We start from the raw sequence: 19744 nt of genomic DNA, 5'->3' as shown, positions 1-19744 counted from the left end.
CAAAGTTACCGCTATTGATATAGCGGCATTAAATTTAAATTCTGATGAATTTAATTGACCTTATTATCAGAATCGTGATCGTTATTCCAACAAAATTCTAAGCTTGTAGATGCTTGTACTTTAACTAACCCGTTATTAATACCTTGGATACAGGCTTTGCGAATATTGTCGCTGGCAAAGCTTGCAGCGGGAGCGGCATCAATAGCACTTAGGTGAACCCATTGACTTCCTTGCTCTTTCTTATTATTTAAACGTGCAGCATTGGTTGCCATTAGCAGAATATCGATGAGTTCTTGATCGTTAATTGCGGTGTAGGCACGAGGCAAAAATGGGTATTCAGCCATCCCGATCCGAACTTTATTGTCGATGTGTCGATCGGCGATAAAACCATCAATTAATTGTTGAATAGAATCAGCGAGCTGAGCCGGTTCACTGTTTAAGCGTGAGTTTGGTTCTATGTATAAGAACATCGCATCGGAGAAATGGTATAGGCGTGCAGGCTTACACACTTCATTTTGGAAGTAGGCACCAAGTTGGCGTTCCATCTCTAATCCTTGCTGGTAGCCTCGTTCCAAGTAAATGTGTTTAAGAAATGGAATTTCAACTAATGCAAAACGTAATCGATCGCTTAGTGGCTCGTTGATGATGTCGCCTAAGTGCCACTGTTCAAAGTTGGCACTGCTTTGTTGTAATGAGTCAGGTAGACGAGCGTTGAGCATTCGTAGGTTTCTTAGCCCGCTACGAGGGTGGGTATAAAACTCCGTACGCAGTTGTTTAAAGCGGTTTTGCAGCATATTTGCCACGCTATGACGACGCCATAATACTATGCTGACCACCAGCAATAAACTGATCAGAAAAATGCTCACTTGTTGTTGTTGGTAAAGAGATTTTTCACTTTCGAATTGCTGTCTTTCTAGCTCTTCAAGCATTAAAGAACGTTCCATCATGCGCTGCTGTTGCTTGAAGACTTCAACATTGCTTTTGAGCTGCGTTTTTTGCTGGCGTTCAAACAGTTGCTCGTAGCGGCGCTGGCTGAGCAAGGCATTGTAGTAATCTGAATTTTGTTCAAAGGCCTGGGATAAAATGACTTCGCCTTGTAGTTGCAAATTGAGCTGGCCGATACGACTTGCCGCCAGCAGCCCTGATTGTAAGGTTGATATCGCCTTTACAATGTGCCCTTCGGCCAATTGTAGCTTTCCTTCAAGCAGTAGCGTGTCGGCATTTAAGGCTTCATTGCCCGATCTTTTCGCCATCTGGCGTGCTTGCTGAAGGTACTGCTCGGCTTTCGGGTAGTTATATAACTGTAGGTATACCCGTGCGATATTCAGGTACAGTTGTGATGAGCAGCCATCATGCTTTAGCTGGCTCTCTTGATCTAAGGCGTTAAAGTAATGCACTAAGGCTAAGTTGTAGCGGCCTTGTTGTTCGTAAATGGAAGCGATAAGAGCCAATGTTTTAGCGAGAGGTTGCGTGCGTTTAAAGTGCTCGAAAAACTCACCCGCTTGGGTTGCATGTTCCAGTGCTTTATCGAACACACTGCGTTGTTCAAATAAAGTTGCTAACCCTAAATTCGCCACTGCAGTTTGCGCTTTATTATCTTCTTCAACCGACAGCCAGTAGCCACTTAGCAGGCGATCCAAAGCCAAATCATAATGATTGTATTGCAAGTAATGTTGACCAAGCGTTAACTGGTACTCGATCAAGGCTGTGGTGTTATCTAAATTGGTTAATAAGCGTTTCGCTTTGCTAAACAGTTTTTCTGCTCTCTCTTCTGTTCCTACCGCCGATTCAATCACAGCACGTTGCAGCAGTGTTTCGTATTGCAATACCTTCACTTGTTTAGTGAGCTTAAGTGGCTCTGATTGGCTGATCGTTTTATCGATGTTGTCGAGCAGCTTTAGCGCTAACACGCTATTTTGGAGGTTTTCCCAGTAGATTTTTGAGTAGATCAGTTGGGTTTCAATAATGGTAAATTCGAGTTCATTTTCTTGAGCGAGTTTAATCGCTTTTTTGATGGTGTTAATCGCCCGATCTGGTTGATTCAGTAGTGAGTGCGCGCGCGCCTTAATTTGCATCGCGTTAACGGTATTGAGCGGGGTACGCACCGAGTGATCAGCATCGTCGTTAACATGCACACGAGAGCTTTCTTTTTGCTCACTCATACGGCGTTGATTTAAATAACGGTCGGTAATGCGGAGTGATTTTTCTGGACTGGTCTGAAGTAGCTCATGCGCTTCCGCAAGGATCGGCGTTGTGTAGATTTTTGCTGAAGCGCTCAAAGGAAGGAGGCAAATAAGGAGAGCGCAAAAAAGCCAACGGCAAAAATTCATATTATCTCTTAAACCACAGTAAACACAGTGGTCTAATATACTGGCTTAGGCAATCAAGTCCAGCAAAGGGCATGCTTTTGCTGGACTTATTTTACATCTGTATCGCAGAGTTAGAATTACTGACGAGCAAGACGGAAGTTGTTACTTGGTGTTTTACCCTGATTTGTACGGTATGGGTTAATATCCAGACCACCACGACGAGTATAACGGGCATAAACGGTTAATAATTCAGGTTGGCAGAATGCCATGATATCGCTGAAAATACGCTCAACACATTGTTCGTGGAATTCGTTGTGGTTACGGAATGACACAAGATAACGCAGTAGTTTTTCGCGGTTGATTTGCTTACCTTTGTAAGAAATACGCACGCTGCCCCAATCTGGTTGATTCGTGATCAGGCAGTTGGATTTTAGCAGGTGGCTATGCAGTTCTTCTGTTACCACGTCGCCTTCTGCAGCACCTTCTAAATGATCGGCATTAAAATCATATTCTGTGATTTCAATATCTTGATCATCAATGCATTCACCGCTGAAGTTGACGATGGCTTCATCGGTAAAATCAGTTAATGGTTGAATGGTGACATCAACGTCTTGGCCTGCACATGCGCTTAGATCTTTGTGCAGTGTTTCAACAATCTCTTGCCAGTCGTTAAAACGGGTTTGGTTAAAGCTGTTAAGATAAAGCTTGAACGATTTAGATTCGATCAGGTTTGGACTGTTGGCAGGTAGGCGTACTTCACCAATTGCCACTTGTGGTAAGCCTTTACCGTTTAACCATGACAATTCATAGAGTGTCCAAATGTCGTAGCCAGTGAACGGCAGTTCATCGCCAAGGGCGAGATCGTCACGATTAAGGCTACGTGGAACGGCTTGCAGCAGTGAAGGATCATATTTATCAGCGTATTCAGTTTTTTGACCTAACGTTAAATCCGCTAATTCTGCCGCGTCTTTATATTTGCTCATACTGTCTTGGACACTCTTGGATTAGAATACCCAAAGTTTACTTAATCTTTAATGAGGTTGCGAATGAATCATCCAGTTACGGACGCATTATCTGATTTTTCGGTCCGTTTTATGAAAGCGTGGCACGATGCTGGGCACACATTTCCCCGTAGTGAGGACTTAGTTGGGCTTCACTCGCCATGCGTACAACATGATTCGGGTGATGATGTGACGTGGCAAGCAGTAACACGTGAACCTATGGGTGACTTAGCCGCAGTAGAGAAAGGAATTGAGCTGACACTCCATGAAGATATTGTCGCGTTTTACGCCAGCCAATACAGTGGTGATATGGCGGCAAAGTTTGACGATCTTGAATTTGATTTGCTGCAGTCATTCAGTGAAGATGACACCCTGCGCTTACAAGAGAACATTCTTGGCCACCTAGTCACACAGCGTCGCTTAAAACTAAAACCGACGGTATTCATTGGTGCACTGGCCGCGGAAGATAAGGTCATATCAATCTGTAATATGACAGGCCAAGTTATTGTCGAAACCTTAGGTAAAGATAAGCGTGATGTGCTGGCGGCGGATGTGGAGAGCTTTTTGGCTCGGCTTGAACCTATCGTGCGTGAGGGTTAGGCATGTACGTTGTTGAAATGAGCTTTGAGTGTTTTGATAACACCACAGTATCGGCCGTTGATCAGGCGATTAATGGCTTGATGGATGCGCTGCGTTATAACGGCCAAGTGCTAGGCCGTGAGTTCCCGATTGTGATGGATGAGGCGATCTTTCGCGTGCGAGCAGTGTGCCCTGAAATCGATAGCCTTCATGCCCAGTTTAATAGCGATAGCGTGAAAGCCTGCTTAAATCGCTTATCAAACGCGAGTTTGTTAGCGCCCAAAGTAAAGGTGCTCGGCCGTGATCTTAACTCCGAAGCGGCGGCTGAAAATTTTGCGCCGTCATGGCAAGTGATCTATACCACCTTCGTTCATACTTGTTCGCCACTGCGTTGTGGTGAAACGTTAATGCCTATCCCATTATACCGTGTACCACCGGTATTAAACGGTGATCATAAATCGATTGTTAAATGGCAAACAGAATGGCAAGCCTGTGATGAAGTGCAAATGGCGGGGGGCTGTAAAGCTGAACATGCCACACTGCATGAAATTAAAGATGCTGATAGCGACCTGTTTCGACGTGGTTGGGACTTACGTGGTCGTATTGAATACATTACTAAGATCCCAACCTATTACTACCAATATCAAGTGGGTGGAAAGAGTTTAGCCGACGAGCAGAAACGGGTTTGTCCGAAATGTGGCGGTGACTGGGCGCTTGATGAGCCGATCCATGATCTTTTCCACTTTAAGTGTGATGACTGCCGAATTGTTTCAAATCTATCGTGGGACTTTCAGTAGGTTAGATTGGATTTTTATTCAGCATCTGCACGGTAGAGTGGAATAAAATAATGCGATAAAGATGAAGGACGAAACAGCGATGTTTCGTCCTTTTTTATTTTAGCCGGTGCTTTTAATGTGGGTGATTAGTTTTTACTTTCAAGCTCGGCGAGGCGGGCACTTAATGCGGCGACTTGTTGTTCAAGCTCTGTAATACGTTGCTCCGCCGTGAATGTAGGCGAAGTTTTTTCAATCTTGGGTACTTTGGCGTTTTTCTTCCATGCCTGAAGCGCTTTAATGATCAATGGCATCGGCAGTGGGCTGGTTAGGCGTGATTTAATTAAAGCAACAGATGGCTCTTTTCCTTCTGCAATCAACGAGTGGATCGCCTGCTCTAAATCTTGGCTAATCTCTGACATGGTGTTCCTTGTGAGTCGCTATTAAATACTGAGTGTTTATTTTCGTAGTAAAGCATCTAATTGATCAATCACTTCACACCAATCAGCATCCTGTTCTTGTGATTCTTTGAGAAAACGCTTCTGTGAGGGCTGCCAAAAAGCCGCCTCAGTTAATGATTCATGCTGCTCTAAGCGGTGGCTTGCTAGAAATTGCTCGATAAATGCTTGGGAGTCATTGAGCCCTAACTGACTAAACAGATGGCTGAGATTATGGTTAAAGGTTTCCATCGCACTTCCTCTTTGGTTGGAATAAACCTAACTAAAGTGATCCTTGGTTAATTCACTAAGTATAGGCGGAAGAGTGTTGATGACTAGGTCAATAATGGTTGTAATAAAAGTGTTTATTCTGTGAGTAAATATGCTGGCCATTGTTGTTTTTTATTATCGAATATATGTTGTTCCTGATCTTTTAACGATCCTACTTTTAGCGCCGTTTAGATATACACCTTGTTGCTTGTGAGAGATCTCTTACAAGCGTGTGGGAAAAAGACAGAAAAATGTGTGTGCTTTAGCGTGCTTTTGGTTATTAATTCATATTAAACAACGACTTGATGTTAATGCTGGTGTGGTGATAGGCATGTTATTAGCCCTAAGGTGGTATATGGTGGGTTGTTGAGTTAGTTAAATCACGTAATATCTATCGTGTCAGAGGGACACTGGCATTGGAACTTGGAAACGGTTTTTGGAACGAACCGACCTTAGGATGAGGGAAGTAAGTCGGAGTGCTTACTCGCTAGGACTGCGAAAGGACAACGAACGGATACGTTAATGCGAGCAGGATGCTGGCTGTAAGGACACAAAGGATTCGCTTCAGGACGAAGTTAGGGAACATCTCTAGGACAGAGACACAAAGGATTCGCTTCAGGACGAAGTCAGGGAACACCTCTAGGACAGAGGCATAAAGGATTCGCTTCAGGACGAAGCAAGGGAACACCTCTAGGACAGAGGCATAAAGGATTCGCTTCAGGACGAAGTCAGGGAACACCTCTAGGACAGAGGCATAAAGGATCACTTCAGGATGAAGTAAGGGATACCTCCAGGACGGAGCGAGAGTCGACATAGGATGTGGCGACGGGTCAAGGAACAACCGAAGGACAACTCTAGGATAGAGATTAGGAATTACGCTTGGAACTAAGCTGATCATGGATTGATGCAGGGAGCACCATAGTAGCGGGAGTGCTGCATGTAAGACCTAAGGGCGCAACAGAAATGTTGCGCCCGTTCTTTTTATGGGGCTTAAATTTCCTATTCAGAACAGAGTTAGCCAAATTAGCTATGCCACTACCAATGTCATGTGAGTATTTATAAGTGCTCATTTAGGCTTGTATCTCTTCTTCTTGTTATAACAGCACCCTCTAGTTCATTCATTGACTCTCTTTTTTCGTTGACGTTTCCTTTTTGCCACTGTTTGCTAATCAGTAGATATAGATAAATCTCTGATCCCCTTGTGCGAGATCTCTTACAAAGCTGTGGGATAAAGCGAGAATGGCGTGCTAATAAATAGAAGTTGGCTTGAATAAGTCATTGTTATTTAAGTTCTTTAGGTTGTTTGGTTGTTTTCTTATTATCAAGGCAACAAGATATTTTTTCTTACAAGGGTTCAATCTAGATGGGATCAGCGTAATCTTATTGGTGTCGGAAGGAACTGACGGAACGGAACAGGAAATAGCCAAGGATTTGGGCAGTCTCAGGATGAGGCCGGTGTATCAGGACGATATATCGTACATGGACTGTGAAGGGAAACCGAAGGATTCGGTAATAGTAAGTAAGGATTACTTGCTGGTCAGGATGACAAATAGACCACTTCAGGATGAAGTCAGGGACACCTCTAGGATTGAGGCATAAAGGAACACTTCAGGACGAAGTAAAGGACACCTCCAGGACGGAGACGAGAGTCGGATCAGGATGAGACGACGGGTCAAGGTAAGGCCAAAGGACAACTTCAGGACGAAGAATTAAGGATTGCGCTGACGGATTACAGCGATTCAAAGGATGGATGCAGGGAGCACCATAGTAGCGGGATTGCTGCAAGTAAGACCTAAGGGCGCGACGCAAGTCGCGCCCGCTCTTTTTGGGGAAGGAGCGGGAGCGATACGTGCCCAATACCAAGACAGACAGAGATTGATCGATTGGTATTACAAAAAAAGCAGCCTAGGCTGCTTTTTTTGTATCTGCTATTTGAGCAACGGCTGCTAATACTCATCTGGTAAGTGGTGGGGGGGCACGTAAAAACGCATTGGCCTAAATCCTTTCATTACAATGTAGCCCTGATAGTAATCTTGTCCGTCTGCTGAAAACTCAAACCAATACACGGTATGCCAGTGCCACTGTTGCTCATCGCGTAGTTTATGCGAACCACGTGCTGTACTTAGTAGCTGTAAACCTAACTTCTCACAGCGTTGCTCTATGAACTTCTGCGCCAGTTCTGTTTGGCGGCGTTGTTGCCAAAACAGAAAACAACCAAAGGATACGGTGACAATCCAAAATAAGTTGGTCAAATTATCTTCCTTGTAAACAGTACTAAGTACGCAACGACGACTAACTACGTGCGTGCTGTTGGAGCTGAGTAATGGCAGCAACAAGCTCAGGGTTTGCTTGGCTATGAAGCACTTGCAGCATGATGCCACGTAATAAAGGCAACATGACTAAATCGGTGAATAGCTGATTAAATAAGGTTTGATCTTTAGTTTGGGCCAAGCGTAGTAAGAATTCGGCGGCAATGTCTGTTTGTGTTAAACCATTCCAGCAGCGGCCCGCTATGGCAACGAGTACTTCGGGATGGCAGAGAGCTGGCTGAGACAAGACAGTTTTTATTGCTACACTTAGCTGCTGAGCATCAATACCCGCCATCGCGCGTAATAAGGCCGCAATCAGGAACAGATCGGGTTCGGCGTGCGCACATTCAAGTGTCAGGCGCTCTTGTAAGCGTTCTGCTAGGCTCTGTGGCAGTTCGCAGTGCTCTAAACAGCCAAGCAGTGCGTAAAGTGGTGTCATAGGCAGCTTGTTGATCCCTTTGCGGATCAGCGTGGTATTGTTTTCTTGCTTCATGCGCGCGCACACATCAGCTAAACCCTGTAAACCAACGCCTTGCCATTGCTCCCAGCCTAAATCACCGGTTAAGTAATGCTGAGCATGCTCATAGTATTGACTCGAAGAGAGCGATAAGCGCTGACGAAGTTGGGCATGAAAGATCGCCATCTTGTCATCGTTGGGCTTGAAGGTATAAGGGTTCGCTGCCAGTTTCTCTTGTTCTTCTTCGGTTGGCTCGCTGTTAAGCGTTGCGCCCATCGCTTCAATCACATACTTGATGAAGTCACCCACAGCCGCTTGTTTTAATAAACCACGTTCATCGAGTGGTAGGCGTAAGAACCAAATCCAAGGGGTATTACCTGCTTGCCAGAAAGAGATAGATAGATGAGCATGCTGTTGCAATGGCCATGGATAAGGCTGGCGGTTTTCTTCTACGGCTTTAAATTGCTCAACATCGATTTCGCTAACGCGGCGGCCAAGGTCAAATATTTTGTATTGGCAGCCAGCATTGTCTAATAGTTGGGTGAGGGTATGAAAATTATCCATGGACATCTTTGATTACTCCTAAATGGTTCTTTGATTATATGGACTCTGCGTGCGAGATGGTATCCTTGCGCGCCTGAATTCATTGCGCTGGAATAAATGAAATGGATAAATACCGCCATTGCCAACGGTTACTGGATAAACTGCAACACACTATGCAGCACAATCAACAATGGGAGACATGTTCTCCAAGTGCACAAGCACTGGCGAGTGCAGAACCTTTTGCGATAGATACCTTGTCATGTGCTCAGTGGCTGCAATGGATTTTTATTCCTAAAATGACGCAGTTAATTGCCTCACATGTCCCTTTGCCGTCTCAGTTTGAGATAGCACCGTATGTTGAAGAAGCCATGAAGAACGAGCAAGGCTACGAAGGAATATTAGCGGTGTGCAATGAGTTCGATAATTTAATGAAAGCGAAGTGAGCCTAATGGAACTCGAAATATTATTCCAAGATGAATACCTAGTGGCGGTGAATAAGCCCGCAGGCATGTTAGTGCACCGCTCTTGGCTCGATAGCCATGAAACACAGTTTGTGATGCAAACCCTGCGAGACCAAATTGGCCAGCACGTCTTCCCTTTACACCGTCTTGATCGCCCGACTTCAGGCGTGCTGATTTTTGGTCTATCGAGCGAAATTGCCGCGCAGATGATGCCACTGTTTGCTGGTCGCGATATCCATAAAACCTACCATGCCGTGGTGCGTGGTTGGATCAAAGAAGCGGCTGTGCTTGATTATCCGCTGAAAAAAGAGCTGGATAAAATCGCCGATAAAAATGCCAGTGAAGAACAAGAAGCCCAAGAGGCGGTGACGGCTTATGCGCCATTAGCCACAGTTGAAACCAATATCCCCGTTGGACGCTATAGCACCAGCCGTTACTGTTTAGTGGAAATGAAACCTGAAACGGGTCGTAAGCACCAGCTGCGTCGCCATATGCACCATTTGAGCCACCACATTATTGGCGATGTGAACCACGGTGACGGCCGCCATAACCGTATGTTCCGTGAAAACTACGATTGTCATCGCCTGATGTTACATGCATCTCGCTTGCAGTTTGAACACCCAATCACAGGTGAAGCGTTAGACATTCGAGCCAATGTTGATGAGCCATGGTTACGTGTGATGACTGCGTTTGATTGGCCTATGAGTTTGATGAGTGTGTCGGCTTCTTAATCACTCAACCGCTTAAATTGTTTGCAACTTTTGCCATTGCCAACCACTCTAATAGTAAAGGAATGTAATGAGCCTGAAAGGCTAAGCGAGGAAGCAATGGCAAAAATCGGTGTGTTTGTTGGCTCGGTATTTGGTGGTGCGGAAGATGTTGCCGAAGAAGTTACCGCGAAATTAAACGAGAGTGGTCACTTAGCTCAAGTGTATCTCGACCCTGAATTGAGCGACTTTATGACTTACCAGCAAGACATGGTGTTGGTGATTTCATCGACCACAGGGCAGGGGGAAATCCCTGATAACTTATTGCCATTGTTTATGGCGCTAAGTGATCAATTCCCCTTAATGCCAGCGATGCGGTATGGTGTGATTGCGTTGGGCGATTCAAGTTATGGTGAAGATCGTTTTTGTGGTGGTGGCCGTCAGTTTGATGAACTGTTGCAGCAACTCCAAGCCAAGCCTGTGGCACCGCGGCTCGATGTGGATGCTTGCGTGAATTTTGATGCACTTGATGTTGTCCTACCATGGTTAGGAGGCTTACTTAAGCAGGTTGCGTAGCGACAAGATCATAGTGAAAAGATAAGCACATGGCAGGGGAACTGCATGTGCTTTTTTATTTCTTCGATTATTTTAACTTTTCTAAATCGGCTTCGATTTCGGCAATCTTATGGCTCACTACTTGCTCTAAATGGCGCAAATCACTCAAGATTTTTTTCTTCACATCGACTTCAACATGCTTACGTTTAGTGATTTTATCAAGCTCATCAATAATATGAGTGAGGTTGCGATTGATTTCGGTGATCTCTTTGTATTCTCGACTACCACTGTTGACCACGACGGACTTACGTTGGCGGGGAAATTTAAATTTCACGCTCTTCGCAAATAACTCGCCTTTTTTCTTTTTAAAATAGATTTTTAAAATGTCATTTGCCGCTTCTTGGCGAAGACTATAGCGTTCGATTGTTTCTGGAAGTTCGATACCAATGCCGGTGAGGTTGGGGTACATAGGCGCCTCATATCTGGGATGTGGAGAGGAAGTGTGTGTTTTGTTTAAATAATGTAGCAACTTTGTGGGGTTAACGCTTGCGGGGAGGCTGGTATATGTGGGCAAGATCGCCCTTAATGATGACAGGGATCAGTAAGGGCGAACTGTTTATTTGGACTCTTCGTGATGATCCAGTTTGGTGATGAGCTCACTTTTTAATGCTTGCTGTTCTTCTTCGGTTAATTGGCTACCATGCTCATTGACCACAATGAAAAAGTCCTCAGCTCGCTCACCGATAGTGGTGATCTTTGCGGCTTGTAGGCTGATATGCAGTTTGGCAAATACGGCGCCAATTTTGGCGAGTAGCCCAGGCATATCAAGCGCGACCAATTCCATCATGGTTTTCTTGCCTGTTTTGGTGGGTAAGAAATCGACTTTGGTTTTCACATTAAAGTGCAGCAGCTTACGCGGTGCGCGCTTTTTCTTACGATCTGACTTCATGTGAGTCAGTGCATTAACTAATGCACGGCGTACCGTGTTATGGCGGTTTTCGTTGAGTGCTTTGCCCGTCGGGTCGAGCACCATGAAGGTATCAAGTGCGTAGCCATCTTTACTGGTCATAATTTGGGCATCGTGAACGCTCAGGTTTTTCTTATCGAGCTCTGCAACCACTATAGAGAAAAGTTTAGGTTTATCTTTACAATAAACAAAGACTTCCGTGCCTCCTCGGGTGGCTTTTTTACTCAGTAATATCAGCGGTTTTTCATGGTCATGGTGTAGCATTGCCTCGGCATGCCATGCCAGTTGCTTGTGCGTATGGCGTAAGAAGTAATCGGCTTTAAAACGCTGCCACAAGACTTCAATTTCGCGTGGCGCAAAGTTTTGACTGCGCAATAACGCAGAGGCTAATTGTTGGTTATGGCGAATACGTTCGCGAATATCGGGCGGGTTCTCTAGCCCACGACGCAGCGCTTTTTGGGTTGAGTAATACAGCTCAGCCAGCAGGGTGCGTTTCCAGCTATTCCATAAGTCTTGGTTGGTGGCACAAATATCGGCCACGGTTAAGCAAATGAGGTAATCCAGTCGTTCTTCATCGCGTACTGTTTTAGCAAATTCGGTGACAACCTCGGGGTCGTAAATATCGCGACGTTGTGCTGTAACCGACATTAGCAGGTGATGTTTGACTAACCAAGAAACGATGTTTGCTTCTGGGCGAGAAAGGCCGTGTTGGATACCAAAATCATAGGCTTCGACTGCCCCTAATTCTGAGTGGTCCCCCCCACGTCCTTTGGCGATATCATGGAAGATGGCTGCGATTAGGAGCAGTTCTTTTTTGATGATCCTAGGGTACACCTCACAGCAAATAGGGTGACGCTCTCGGTTTTCGGGGTCGTTAAACTTATTTAAGTTTTTCAGCACACGTATGCTGTGTTCATCGACGGTATAAACATGAAATAAGTCAAATTGCATTTGGCCAACAATTTGGCTCCACTGCGGTAAATAAGACGATAACACCCCGTGACGGTGCATGAGTCGAAAGGCTTTTTGTAAGGCGTTTGGCTGGCGAACCAAGGCCATGAATTTTTCACGTGCCGCTGGGATCTCGACTAAAAACACATTTAAGCGACGGCGAGCAGTACGCAACTGACGCAGTGTTGGCGCGGCTATCCCTTCGATACTGGAATTTGCCGCTACGTGTAAACACATATCCAAAATGGTTTCAGGACGCGCTTGGAAGAGTGCTGGTTTGGTGGCTTCAATTAAGTGGCCACGAATTTGGAAATCGTCACTCAAAGCGATAACGGCGCGTTCTTCACCGTTATTTAAAATGGCCTGATCAAATAGCTGTAGCAGCATTTTATTGAGTTCTAATACCCGTCTTAGGGTGCGGTAGAACTCTTTCATCATCATTTCGACGCCACGGTTGCCTTCACCGATAAACCCTAGGTTTTCAGCCACAGAGGCTTGGTGGCCAAAGGTAAGGCGGTTGTCGTAGCGGCGTAACTCAATATGTAGCGCAAAGCGGATCCGCCACAGAGCGGTTTGGCACTCAACCAGCTCACGGTATTCCGCATCGGTTAAAAAACCAAAGCGGCTCATCTCTAATAGGCTGGTGGCACCAAAATGACGGCGGGCGATCCAACTTAAAGTGTGAATATCGCGTAGGCCTCCAGGGCTTGATTTAATATCAGGCTCTAAATTGTAGGTGGTATCGTGGTAGCGAGCATGACGCTTTTTTTGTTCATCGAGTTTGGCTTGATAAAAGGTCTCACTAGGCCAGAAGTTACCTGCATGCACGCGTTCTTCGAGCTCGATGAAAGTCTCTTCGCAGCCACAAATTTGACGTGCTTCTTGTAGGTTGGTCGCGACAGTTAAATCGTTTGCACCAATTTCTATGCATTGCTCAATGGTACGCACGCTATGGCCAACGTCGAGCCGTAAATCCCACAGCAAGGTCAGGTATTGACTGATTTTCTCTCCCATTACTTCATCTAGTGCAGTTTGGCTGAGAATGAGAATATCGACGTCAGAAAGTGGGTGTAATTCGCCACGACCATAACCACCGACCGCAATCAGTGCTAGCCCTGGGACCTCATGAAATTGAAAGTGACGCCATAATCGATGGAGCAGGCTATCAATAAAATGAGAGCGCGCATGCACTAACTCAGTTACTGGGCGTTGTTCGAGAAATTGTTCTTTTTGCAGCTCTGCAAACTGTTCGAGTTCATCGCGTAAATGCTGCTGATTACAACCATGATTTGGGTGAGCCAAAGAGTCTGTCATTGCCGTCCATGCCGTATGATAAGAGTGGAGTCGTACTCATAAAAAAGCCGACGTTCTCGTCGGCTTTTTTGATTATGCGTTGTTTACAAAGCGAGGTAATGATTCCTCTTGGCGAAGGGTTAACACTTCGCAACCTGTGTCCGTTACCAGCAGTGTGTGTTCCCACTGCGCCGAGTTTTTACCGTCGACGGTGTAGACAGTCCAACCATCTTCGTCATCGACAAGACAACCAAACTTGCCCGCGTTGATCATCGGTTCAATCGTGAAACACATTCCCGCTTTCAGTACAGTACGGTCGTTGTTTTTGTAGTGAACTACTTGAGGCTCTTCATGGAATTCGTTACCGATACCATGACCACAAAAATCTTTAACGATTGAGAAACGGCTGTTGCCATTTTTGATGAATTTTTGAATTGCTGTACCGATTTCACCCAGTTTTGCGCCAGGTTTTACTTTCTTAATTGCAAGGTACAGGCTTTCTTGTGCTACACGGCAAAGACGCTTGTTCTCGAGTGATACTTCACCCACTTCAAACATTTTTGAGGTGTCGCCGTGGTAGCCATCTTTGATAACCGTGATATCAATGTTCACGATGTCGCCGTCTTGAAGGATCGCAGGCTTACCAAATTTTTGGCCTTCGTTGCCATCTTTCTCAGCCGGAATACCGTGACATACGATGTGGTTGATTGACGTACAGATAGATTTAGGGAAACCGTGGTAGTTCAAAGGAGCGGGGATAGCACCTTGCTCTTTGGTGATGAACTCGTGACAGATGCGGTCAAGCTCTTCTGTTGTCACACCCGGCTTTACGTGAGGTTCAATCATCTCTAATACGTCAGCAGCCAGTTGACCTGCAACGCGCATTTTTTCGATTTCTTCCTGCGTTTTGATCTTGATAGTCATTCAATCTTCTCTACGAATTACGGTTTACCTCTCATGTTATCAGCGAGGGGGCAATATGAAAACCAAGTTTCGCGCTAGAACCATATTTGGCTGGATTATTGGTGGCTTTATATGGTATAAAGCGCGCCGTAAATGTGCTAATTCAGGTTGAAGCCTCGCACTTCACTGGGTTGGTTGTGTTTACACTAAACTTTATTAATCACTCACACATATCGACACATGCTCCGGGGTGCCCGCTGCAATTTTGCCTAGGCAAATGCAGAAAGAGGGTCGGTAGGATGGGATATGTGGACGCCTAACCCCATAGAGGAATATTCAATGGCAACTGTATCAATGCGCGACATGCTTCAAGCTGGTGTTCACTTCGGTCACCAAACTCGTTACTGGAACCCAAAAATGAAGCCATTCATTTTCGGTGCTCGTAACAAAGTACACATCATCAACCTAGAAAAAACTGTACCAATGTTTAACGACGCTCTAGCTGAAATCAACAAGATTGCAGCTCGTAAAGGTAAAGTTCTTTTTGTTGGTACTAAGCGCGCAGCCAGCGAATCAATCAAAGAAGCAGCAGTAAGCTGTGACCAGTTCTACGTAAACAACCGCTGGTTAGGCGGTATGTTGACTAACTGGAAAACTGTTCGTCAGTCAATCAAACGTCTAAAAGATCTAGAAGTTCAGTCTACAGACGGTACTTTCGACAAGCTAACCAAGAAAGAAGCGCTAATGCGTACTCGTGAAATGGAAAAGCTTGAGAAATCTCTTGGCGGTATCAAGAACATGGCTGGTCTACCAGACGCTATGTTCGTAATCGATGCTGATCACGAACACATCGCAATTAAAGAAGCTAACAACCTGGGTATCCCAGTATTTGCAGTAGTAGATACTAACTCTAACCCAGACGGCGTAGACTTCGTTATCCCTGGTAACGATGACGCAATCCGTTCTATCCAGCTTTACACTGGTGCGGTAGCGAAAACTGTTACAGAAGCACGTAACCAAGACATCGCAGCGCAAGCTGAAGAAGGCTACGTAGCTGAGTAATAGCCAAAGCTCCTTTATTTGAGCTTCTTAAGTTACCTTGCGTAAACTAAGAATGGTTAGCAGGGGCCTACTTAGGCCCCTGATTTTTATACCGAGTATTTAAAACTGAGGATATGACAATGGCAACAGTTACAGCTGCCCTAGTTAAAGAACTGCGTGAACGTACTGGCGCAGGCATGATGGAATGTAAAAAAGCACTTGTAGAAGCAAATGCTGACATCGAGCTAGCAATTGAAAACATGCGTAAGAGCGGTGCTGCAAAGGCTGCTAAAAAAGCAGGTAACGTTGCTGCTGAAGGTACTATCTTAATCAAAGATGCTGACGGTGTTGCAGCTCTTCTAGAAGTTAACTGCCAAACTGACTTCGTAGCTAAAGATACTAACTTCCTAGCATTCGCTAACGAAGTACTAGATGCAGCGCTAGCTGAGCGTCTAGACATCGCAGCACTTCAAGCTAAGTTTGAAGAGCAACGTGTTACTCTAGTAGCTAAAATCGGTGAGAACATCGGCATCCGTCGTGTTGAATTCATCGAAGGCGCTAAAGTTGGTTCTTACCGTCACGGCGACCGTATCGGTGTTGTTGTTGCTGGTGATGCTGATGAAGAAACTATCAAGCACGTTGCAATGCACATTGCTGCATCTAAGCCTGAGTTCGTTAACCCAGAAGACGTTCCAGCTGACGTAGTTGAGAAAGAGAAAGCAATTCAAGTAGCTATCGCTGTTGAATCTGGCAAGCCTCAAGAGATCGCAGAGAAAATGGTTGTTGGCCGTATGAAGAAATTCACAGGCGAAGTTTCTCTAACTGGTCAAGCATTCATCATGGACCCATCTCAAACTGTTGGTCAAATGCTGAAAGCTAAAGGCGCTACAGTAACTAACTTCATCCGTCTTGAAGTTGGTGAAGGTATCGAGAAAGCTCAAGAAATGAGCTTCGCTGAAGAAGTAGCAGCAGTACAGAAGGGTTAATCCTTCTTGTAAAAGAACTCCAAAGACCGTAGCCAAGGCTGCGGTCTTTTTACAACTCCATATCTCAATTGTAAGCCTGGAAGGTAATCCTAATGACCACAAACCCTAAACCGACTTATCAACGAATTCTGCTTAAACTGAGTGGCGAAGCGCTACAAGGCGAAGAAGGTTTTGGTATTGACGCACAAGTTCTTGACCGTATGGCGCAAGAAATTAAAGAACTGATTGAACTGGGTGTTCAAGTTGGCCTTGTTATCGGTGGTGGTAACTTGTTCCGTGGTGCTGGTCTAGCTGAAGCGGGTATGAACCGAGTTGTGGGCGACCACATGGGCATGCTAGCAACTGTAATGAATGGTCTTGCGATGCGTGACGCACTTCACCGTGCCTATGTGAACGCTCGAGTAATGTCTGCAATTCCTCTAAACGGCGTATGTGACAACTACAACTGGGCTGATGCAATCAGCCAGTTACGTCAAGGCCGTGTAGTGATCTTCTCTGCGGGTACAGGTAACCCATTCTTCACAACAGATTCAGCTGCGTGTCTACGCGGCATCGAAATCGAAGCTGACGTGGTGCTAAAAGCAACGAAAGTTGACGGTGTGTTCACAGATGATCCAGTTAAAAACCCTGATGCTGTTCTTTGTGATAAGCTGGGCTACAATGATGTTCTTGAAAAAGAACTGAAAGTGATGGACTTAGCTGCATTTACTCTTGCTCGTGACCACTCAATGCCTATTCGTGTATTTAACATGAATAAGCCAGGCGCTCTTCGCCGTGTTGTGATGGGTGAGCAAGAAGGCACTCTGATCACTAACGACTAATTTTCGTAAAGGGCTCTATAGGGCCCTTTATAGTGACCGAATAATCAAGGATATTAATCGTGATTGATGCAATTAAACAAGATGCGCAAGAGCGCATGGCAAAAAGCGTTGAAGCGCTAAAAAACCAACTGGCTAAGATCCGTACAGGTCGTGCGCACCCAAGCCTACTAGACACTATCTACGTAGAATACTACGGTGCCAACACGCCGCTTAAGCAACTTGCAAACGTTGTTGCTGAAGATTCTCGTACTCTGGCGATCACTGTATTCGATAAAGAATTAGCGCCTAAAGTAGAAAAAGCAATCATGATGTCTGACTTGGGTCTAAACCCAATGTCTGCGGGTACGGTTATCCGTGTTCCACTTCCTGCGCTAACAGAAGAGCGTCGTCGTGATCTTGTTAAGATCGTACGTGCAGAAGCTGAGCAAGGTCGTGTTGCTGTTCGTAACATCCGTCGTGATGCGAACGCTGACGTTAAAGGTCTTCTGAAAGACAAAGAAATCTCAGAAGATGATGATCACCGCGCACAAGATGAAATTCAGAAGCTGACAGACGTTGCAGTGAAGAACATCGATGCAGTACTAGAAGTTAAAGAAAAAGAGTTAATGGAAGTTTAATTCTTCTCAGCTCATTAGCTTTATGTAAGTTAAGGCGCTGTGCGTGCAGCACAGCGTTTTTTTTTGAGGAAGATTTATGTCGGATTCGACAACTGACACCCCACTGAGCATCGATAGCCTTCCTAAGCATGTTGCAGTGATCATGGATGGCAATGGCCGTTGGGCTAAAGCGCAGGGCAAAGCTCGCGTTTTCGGTCATAAAGCGGGTGTTGAGGCTGTGCGTAAAACAGTATCTGTAGCTAATCGTTTTGGCATTAAAGTTGTCACCTTATTCGCGTTTAGTAGTGAAAATTGGCGCCGTCCTGAAGCGGAAGTTTCATTACTGATGGAATTGTTCATGACTGTCTTAGGTCGTGAAGTTAAACGTCTGCACAAAAATAATATTCGCTTGAAAATCATCGGTGATACCTCGCGCTTTAGTCAGCGTTTACAGGATAAAATCGCCGCCGCTGAAGCACTCACCGCAGACAATACTGGCATGGTGTTGAATATAGCGGCAAATTACGGTGGTCAGTGGGACATTCTTCAAGCAACTAAACGTCTTGCCGCTCAAGTGGCTGAACACGGTTTAACGGCCGAAGATATTACCGAAGATATGTTAGCTGAAGGGTTAACCACCGCAGGGTTACCTGATGTTGACTTATTGATTCGTACCAGTGGTGAATCCCGCATTAGTAATTTCATGTTGTGGCAGATGGCTTACGCTGAAATGTATTTTTGTGAGCAGCACTGGCCAGATTTTGATGAAGACAGCTTTGCGAATGCGATGGCATGGTTTGTTAATCGTGAGCGTCGTTTTGGCTGCACCGGTGAGCAGCTTCAAGCATTGCTTCAACAATAAAAAAGATTTTAAAGAGGATGCAGCTTGCTTAAGCAACGAGTTATAACAGCATTGATTCTCGCGCCTTTGGTTATTGCGGGTATTTTCTTCCTACCTTTTCCTGCTTTTATTGTGGCGCTTGCCGCAATTACTATGGTGGGCTTTTGGGAATGGACACAATTTATTAATGGCAGCGCCCGCGTACAAATCGTCAGCCTGTTCACCTTAATCTTTGGTGCATCTTTGGTGGCGATACCAACGGATGTTACCGCACTGGCAGCCGTGGCTGATTCACATCGCGCGATATTAGCTGTAGGTGGTATTTGGTGGTTGGTGGCGTCTACGTTGGCAATTACCTACCCAAGCAGTGCCAAACTATGGTCATCGTCCGCATTATTGAAAGGTATCTTTGGGGTATTAACCCTGCTTCCTTTCTTTTGGGGCATTTTATTGCTTCGCGCAGTTAACTACGCCGAATCTCCGTATCACGGCTCACAACTTGTGATGCTGGTATGCTTTATTGTATGGGCAGCAGATACCGGTGCGTATTTTACCGGCAAGCGATTTGGTAAGCACAAAATGGCACCATCGGTGAGTCCGAATAAGACTATCGAAGGGTTAGCAGGCGGCGCTTTATTAGCGATGTTTATCGCTTGGAGCGGTGCATCGTTGATGAATATTCCGTTTTCGAGTGTGGGTACTTTATTGGCTATTGCCATGGTTACAGTGGTTATCTCTGTACTTGGCGATTTAGTTGAAAGCATGTTTAAACGTGTTGCTGGCATTAAAGACAGTGGCACTATCTTACCTGGTCACGGTGGTATCTTAGACCGTATCGACAGTCTAACAGCCGCGCTTCCCGTCTTTGCTCTATTCTACCTTTGGTAGTTATTATCTCCCATTCAAAGGTAGCTACTTGGTAGCTACCTTTTCTAAGCCAAATG

The 19744-nt window shown here is 45.3% G+C and carries 20 protein-coding genes; 11 read left to right on the top strand and 9 right to left on the bottom strand.

Features of this window, described 5'->3' with window-relative positions; genetic code table 11:
- Positions 1–50: 50 nt before the first annotated feature.
- Both L4C35_RS20155 and queF read right to left on the bottom strand, forming a co-directional pair.
- Positions 51–2330, bottom strand: a complete 2280-nt coding sequence (locus L4C35_RS20155; RefSeq protein ID WP_428464585.1) for a tetratricopeptide repeat protein — start codon at positions 2328–2330, stop codon at positions 51–53.
- 116 nt (positions 2331–2446) lie between these two features.
- A complete protein-coding gene (gene queF / locus L4C35_RS20150; RefSeq protein WP_428464584.1) occupies positions 2447–3292 on the bottom strand; it encodes an NADPH-dependent 7-cyano-7-deazaguanine reductase QueF in 846 nt (281 codons plus the stop codon).
- A gap of 63 nt (positions 3293–3355) precedes the next feature.
- Between queF and syd the strand changes: the two genes are divergently transcribed.
- Both syd and L4C35_RS20140 read left to right on the top strand, forming a co-directional pair.
- A complete protein-coding gene (gene syd / locus L4C35_RS20145; RefSeq protein ID WP_428464583.1) occupies positions 3356–3910 on the top strand; it encodes a SecY-interacting protein in 555 nt (184 codons plus the stop codon).
- A 2-nt stretch (positions 3911–3912) separates the two neighbouring features.
- Entirely contained in the window at positions 3913–4686 is a 774-nt protein-coding gene (locus L4C35_RS20140; RefSeq protein WP_428464582.1) for a Zn-ribbon-containing protein, read from the top strand.
- Positions 4687–4811: 125 nt separating this feature from the next.
- Here the strand turns inward: L4C35_RS20140 and L4C35_RS20135 are convergent, their stop codons facing one another.
- The 4 genes from L4C35_RS20135 to L4C35_RS20120 form a co-directional block, all read right to left on the bottom strand.
- The gene (locus tag L4C35_RS20135; RefSeq protein WP_428464581.1) at positions 4812–5084 is read right to left on the bottom strand and encodes a hypothetical protein; all 273 of its coding nucleotides are present in this window, start codon (positions 5082–5084) and stop codon (positions 4812–4814) included.
- Between the two features lie 36 nt (positions 5085–5120).
- Complete coding sequence (locus L4C35_RS20130) at positions 5121–5351, bottom strand: DUF2789 domain-containing protein (RefSeq protein WP_428464580.1); 231 nt, start codon at positions 5349–5351, stop codon at positions 5121–5123.
- 1964 nt (positions 5352–7315) lie between these two features.
- Positions 7316–7621, bottom strand: a complete 306-nt coding sequence (locus tag L4C35_RS20125; RefSeq protein WP_048899930.1) for a DUF3301 domain-containing protein — start codon at positions 7619–7621, stop codon at positions 7316–7318.
- A gap of 40 nt (positions 7622–7661) precedes the next feature.
- Positions 7662–8699 (bottom strand): DUF3549 family protein, encoded by a 1038-nt coding sequence (locus L4C35_RS20120; RefSeq protein WP_428464614.1) that lies wholly within the window; start codon positions 8697–8699, stop codon positions 7662–7664.
- 101 nt (positions 8700–8800) lie between these two features.
- Between L4C35_RS20120 and L4C35_RS20115 the strand changes: the two genes are divergently transcribed.
- The 3 genes from L4C35_RS20115 to L4C35_RS20105 all read left to right on the top strand — a co-directional run bounded on the left by L4C35_RS20115 (position 8801) and on the right by L4C35_RS20105 (position 10422).
- Positions 8801–9121 (top strand): YqcC family protein, encoded by a 321-nt coding sequence (locus L4C35_RS20115; protein ID WP_428464579.1) that lies wholly within the window; start codon positions 8801–8803, stop codon positions 9119–9121.
- Between the two features lie 5 nt (positions 9122–9126).
- A complete protein-coding gene (gene truC / locus L4C35_RS20110) occupies positions 9127–9870 on the top strand; it encodes a tRNA pseudouridine(65) synthase TruC (RefSeq protein WP_428464578.1) in 744 nt (247 codons plus the stop codon).
- Positions 9871–9966: 96 nt separating this feature from the next.
- The gene (locus tag L4C35_RS20105) at positions 9967–10422 is read left to right on the top strand and encodes a flavodoxin (protein ID WP_428464577.1); all 456 of its coding nucleotides are present in this window, start codon (positions 9967–9969) and stop codon (positions 10420–10422) included.
- Positions 10423–10489: 67 nt separating this feature from the next.
- On the opposite strand, the gene L4C35_RS20100 is transcribed toward L4C35_RS20105, so the two are convergent.
- From L4C35_RS20100 to map, 3 genes are all read right to left on the bottom strand, one after another.
- Positions 10490–10870: a DUF3461 family protein gene (locus tag L4C35_RS20100; protein WP_428464576.1), complete on the bottom strand. Its 381-nt coding sequence runs from the start codon at positions 10868–10870 to the stop codon at positions 10490–10492.
- A gap of 147 nt (positions 10871–11017) precedes the next feature.
- A complete protein-coding gene (glnD, locus tag L4C35_RS20095) occupies positions 11018–13633 on the bottom strand; it encodes a bifunctional uridylyltransferase/uridylyl-removing protein GlnD (protein ID WP_428464575.1) in 2616 nt (871 codons plus the stop codon).
- A gap of 72 nt (positions 13634–13705) precedes the next feature.
- Positions 13706–14536, bottom strand: a complete 831-nt coding sequence (map, locus tag L4C35_RS20090) for a type I methionyl aminopeptidase (protein ID WP_428464574.1) — start codon at positions 14534–14536, stop codon at positions 13706–13708.
- A gap of 318 nt (positions 14537–14854) precedes the next feature.
- Between map and rpsB the strand changes: the two genes are divergently transcribed.
- The 6 genes from rpsB to L4C35_RS20060 all read left to right on the top strand — a co-directional run bounded on the left by rpsB (position 14855) and on the right by L4C35_RS20060 (position 19688).
- Positions 14855–15577 (top strand): 30S ribosomal protein S2, encoded by a 723-nt coding sequence (gene rpsB / locus L4C35_RS20085; RefSeq protein WP_048899936.1) that lies wholly within the window; start codon positions 14855–14857, stop codon positions 15575–15577.
- Between the two features lie 119 nt (positions 15578–15696).
- Positions 15697–16542 carry a translation elongation factor Ts gene (gene tsf / locus L4C35_RS20080; RefSeq protein ID WP_428464573.1) on the top strand — a complete coding sequence of 282 codons (846 nt, stop codon included), beginning with the start codon at positions 15697–15699 and terminating at the stop codon, positions 16540–16542.
- 92 nt (positions 16543–16634) lie between these two features.
- Positions 16635–17363 carry a UMP kinase gene (pyrH, locus tag L4C35_RS20075; protein WP_428464572.1) on the top strand — a complete coding sequence of 243 codons (729 nt, stop codon included), beginning with the start codon at positions 16635–16637 and terminating at the stop codon, positions 17361–17363.
- Positions 17364–17422: 59 nt separating this feature from the next.
- Positions 17423–17980: a ribosome recycling factor gene (gene frr, locus L4C35_RS20070; RefSeq protein ID WP_048899939.1), complete on the top strand. Its 558-nt coding sequence runs from the start codon at positions 17423–17425 to the stop codon at positions 17978–17980.
- A 76-nt stretch (positions 17981–18056) separates the two neighbouring features.
- On the top strand, positions 18057–18821 hold the full coding sequence (gene uppS, locus L4C35_RS20065) for an undecaprenyl pyrophosphate synthase (RefSeq protein WP_428464571.1): 765 nt from the start codon (positions 18057–18059) through the stop codon (positions 18819–18821).
- Between the two features lie 24 nt (positions 18822–18845).
- The gene (locus tag L4C35_RS20060; RefSeq protein WP_428464570.1) at positions 18846–19688 is read left to right on the top strand and encodes a phosphatidate cytidylyltransferase; all 843 of its coding nucleotides are present in this window, start codon (positions 18846–18848) and stop codon (positions 19686–19688) included.
- Positions 19689–19744: the final 56 nt, after the last annotated feature.

It is taken from the genome of Photobacterium kagoshimensis, assembly GCF_050337045.1.
GTDB classification, from domain to species: Bacteria; Pseudomonadota; Gammaproteobacteria; order Enterobacterales; family Vibrionaceae; genus Photobacterium; species Photobacterium kagoshimensis.
Note: the sequence above shows the minus strand (reverse complement) of the source record. Positions and strands in the feature narration are given on the sequence as shown.

Excerpts from the sequence above, each read along its gene's own strand:
- truC (WP_428464578.1), top strand. The coding sequence starts at position 9,127 with ATGGAACTCGAAATATTATTCCAAGATGAATACCTAGTGGCGGTGAAT.
- pyrH (WP_428464572.1), top strand. The coding sequence starts at position 16,635 with ATGACCACAAACCCTAAACCGACTTATCAACGAATTCTGCTTAAACTG.
- L4C35_RS20155 (WP_428464585.1), bottom strand. The coding sequence starts at position 2,330 with ATGAATTTTTGCCGTTGGCTTTTTTGCGCTCTCCTTATTTGCCTCCTT.
- L4C35_RS20130 (WP_428464580.1), bottom strand. The coding sequence starts at position 5,351 with ATGGAAACCTTTAACCATAATCTCAGCCATCTGTTTAGTCAGTTAGGG.
- L4C35_RS20140 (WP_428464582.1), top strand. The coding sequence starts at position 3,913 with ATGTACGTTGTTGAAATGAGCTTTGAGTGTTTTGATAACACCACAGTA.
- L4C35_RS20135 (WP_428464581.1), bottom strand. The coding sequence starts at position 5,084 with ATGTCAGAGATTAGCCAAGATTTAGAGCAGGCGATCCACTCGTTGATT.
- L4C35_RS20120 (WP_428464614.1), bottom strand. The coding sequence starts at position 8,699 with ATGGATAATTTTCATACCCTCACCCAACTATTAGACAATGCTGGCTGC.
- L4C35_RS20100 (WP_428464576.1), bottom strand. The coding sequence starts at position 10,870 with ATGTACCCCAACCTCACCGGCATTGGTATCGAACTTCCAGAAACAATC.
- map (WP_428464574.1), bottom strand. The coding sequence starts at position 14,536 with ATGACTATCAAGATCAAAACGCAGGAAGAAATCGAAAAAATGCGCGTT.
- uppS (WP_428464571.1), top strand. The coding sequence starts at position 18,057 with ATGTCGGATTCGACAACTGACACCCCACTGAGCATCGATAGCCTTCCT.
- queF (WP_428464584.1), bottom strand. The coding sequence starts at position 3,292 with ATGAGCAAATATAAAGACGCGGCAGAATTAGCGGATTTAACGTTAGGT.
- glnD (WP_428464575.1), bottom strand. The coding sequence starts at position 13,633 with ATGACAGACTCTTTGGCTCACCCAAATCATGGTTGTAATCAGCAGCAT.
- rpsB (WP_048899936.1), top strand. The coding sequence starts at position 14,855 with ATGGCAACTGTATCAATGCGCGACATGCTTCAAGCTGGTGTTCACTTC.
- L4C35_RS20115 (WP_428464579.1), top strand. The coding sequence starts at position 8,801 with ATGGATAAATACCGCCATTGCCAACGGTTACTGGATAAACTGCAACAC.
- L4C35_RS20105 (WP_428464577.1), top strand. The coding sequence starts at position 9,967 with ATGGCAAAAATCGGTGTGTTTGTTGGCTCGGTATTTGGTGGTGCGGAA.
- tsf (WP_428464573.1), top strand. The coding sequence starts at position 15,697 with ATGGCAACAGTTACAGCTGCCCTAGTTAAAGAACTGCGTGAACGTACT.
- syd (WP_428464583.1), top strand. The coding sequence starts at position 3,356 with ATGAATCATCCAGTTACGGACGCATTATCTGATTTTTCGGTCCGTTTT.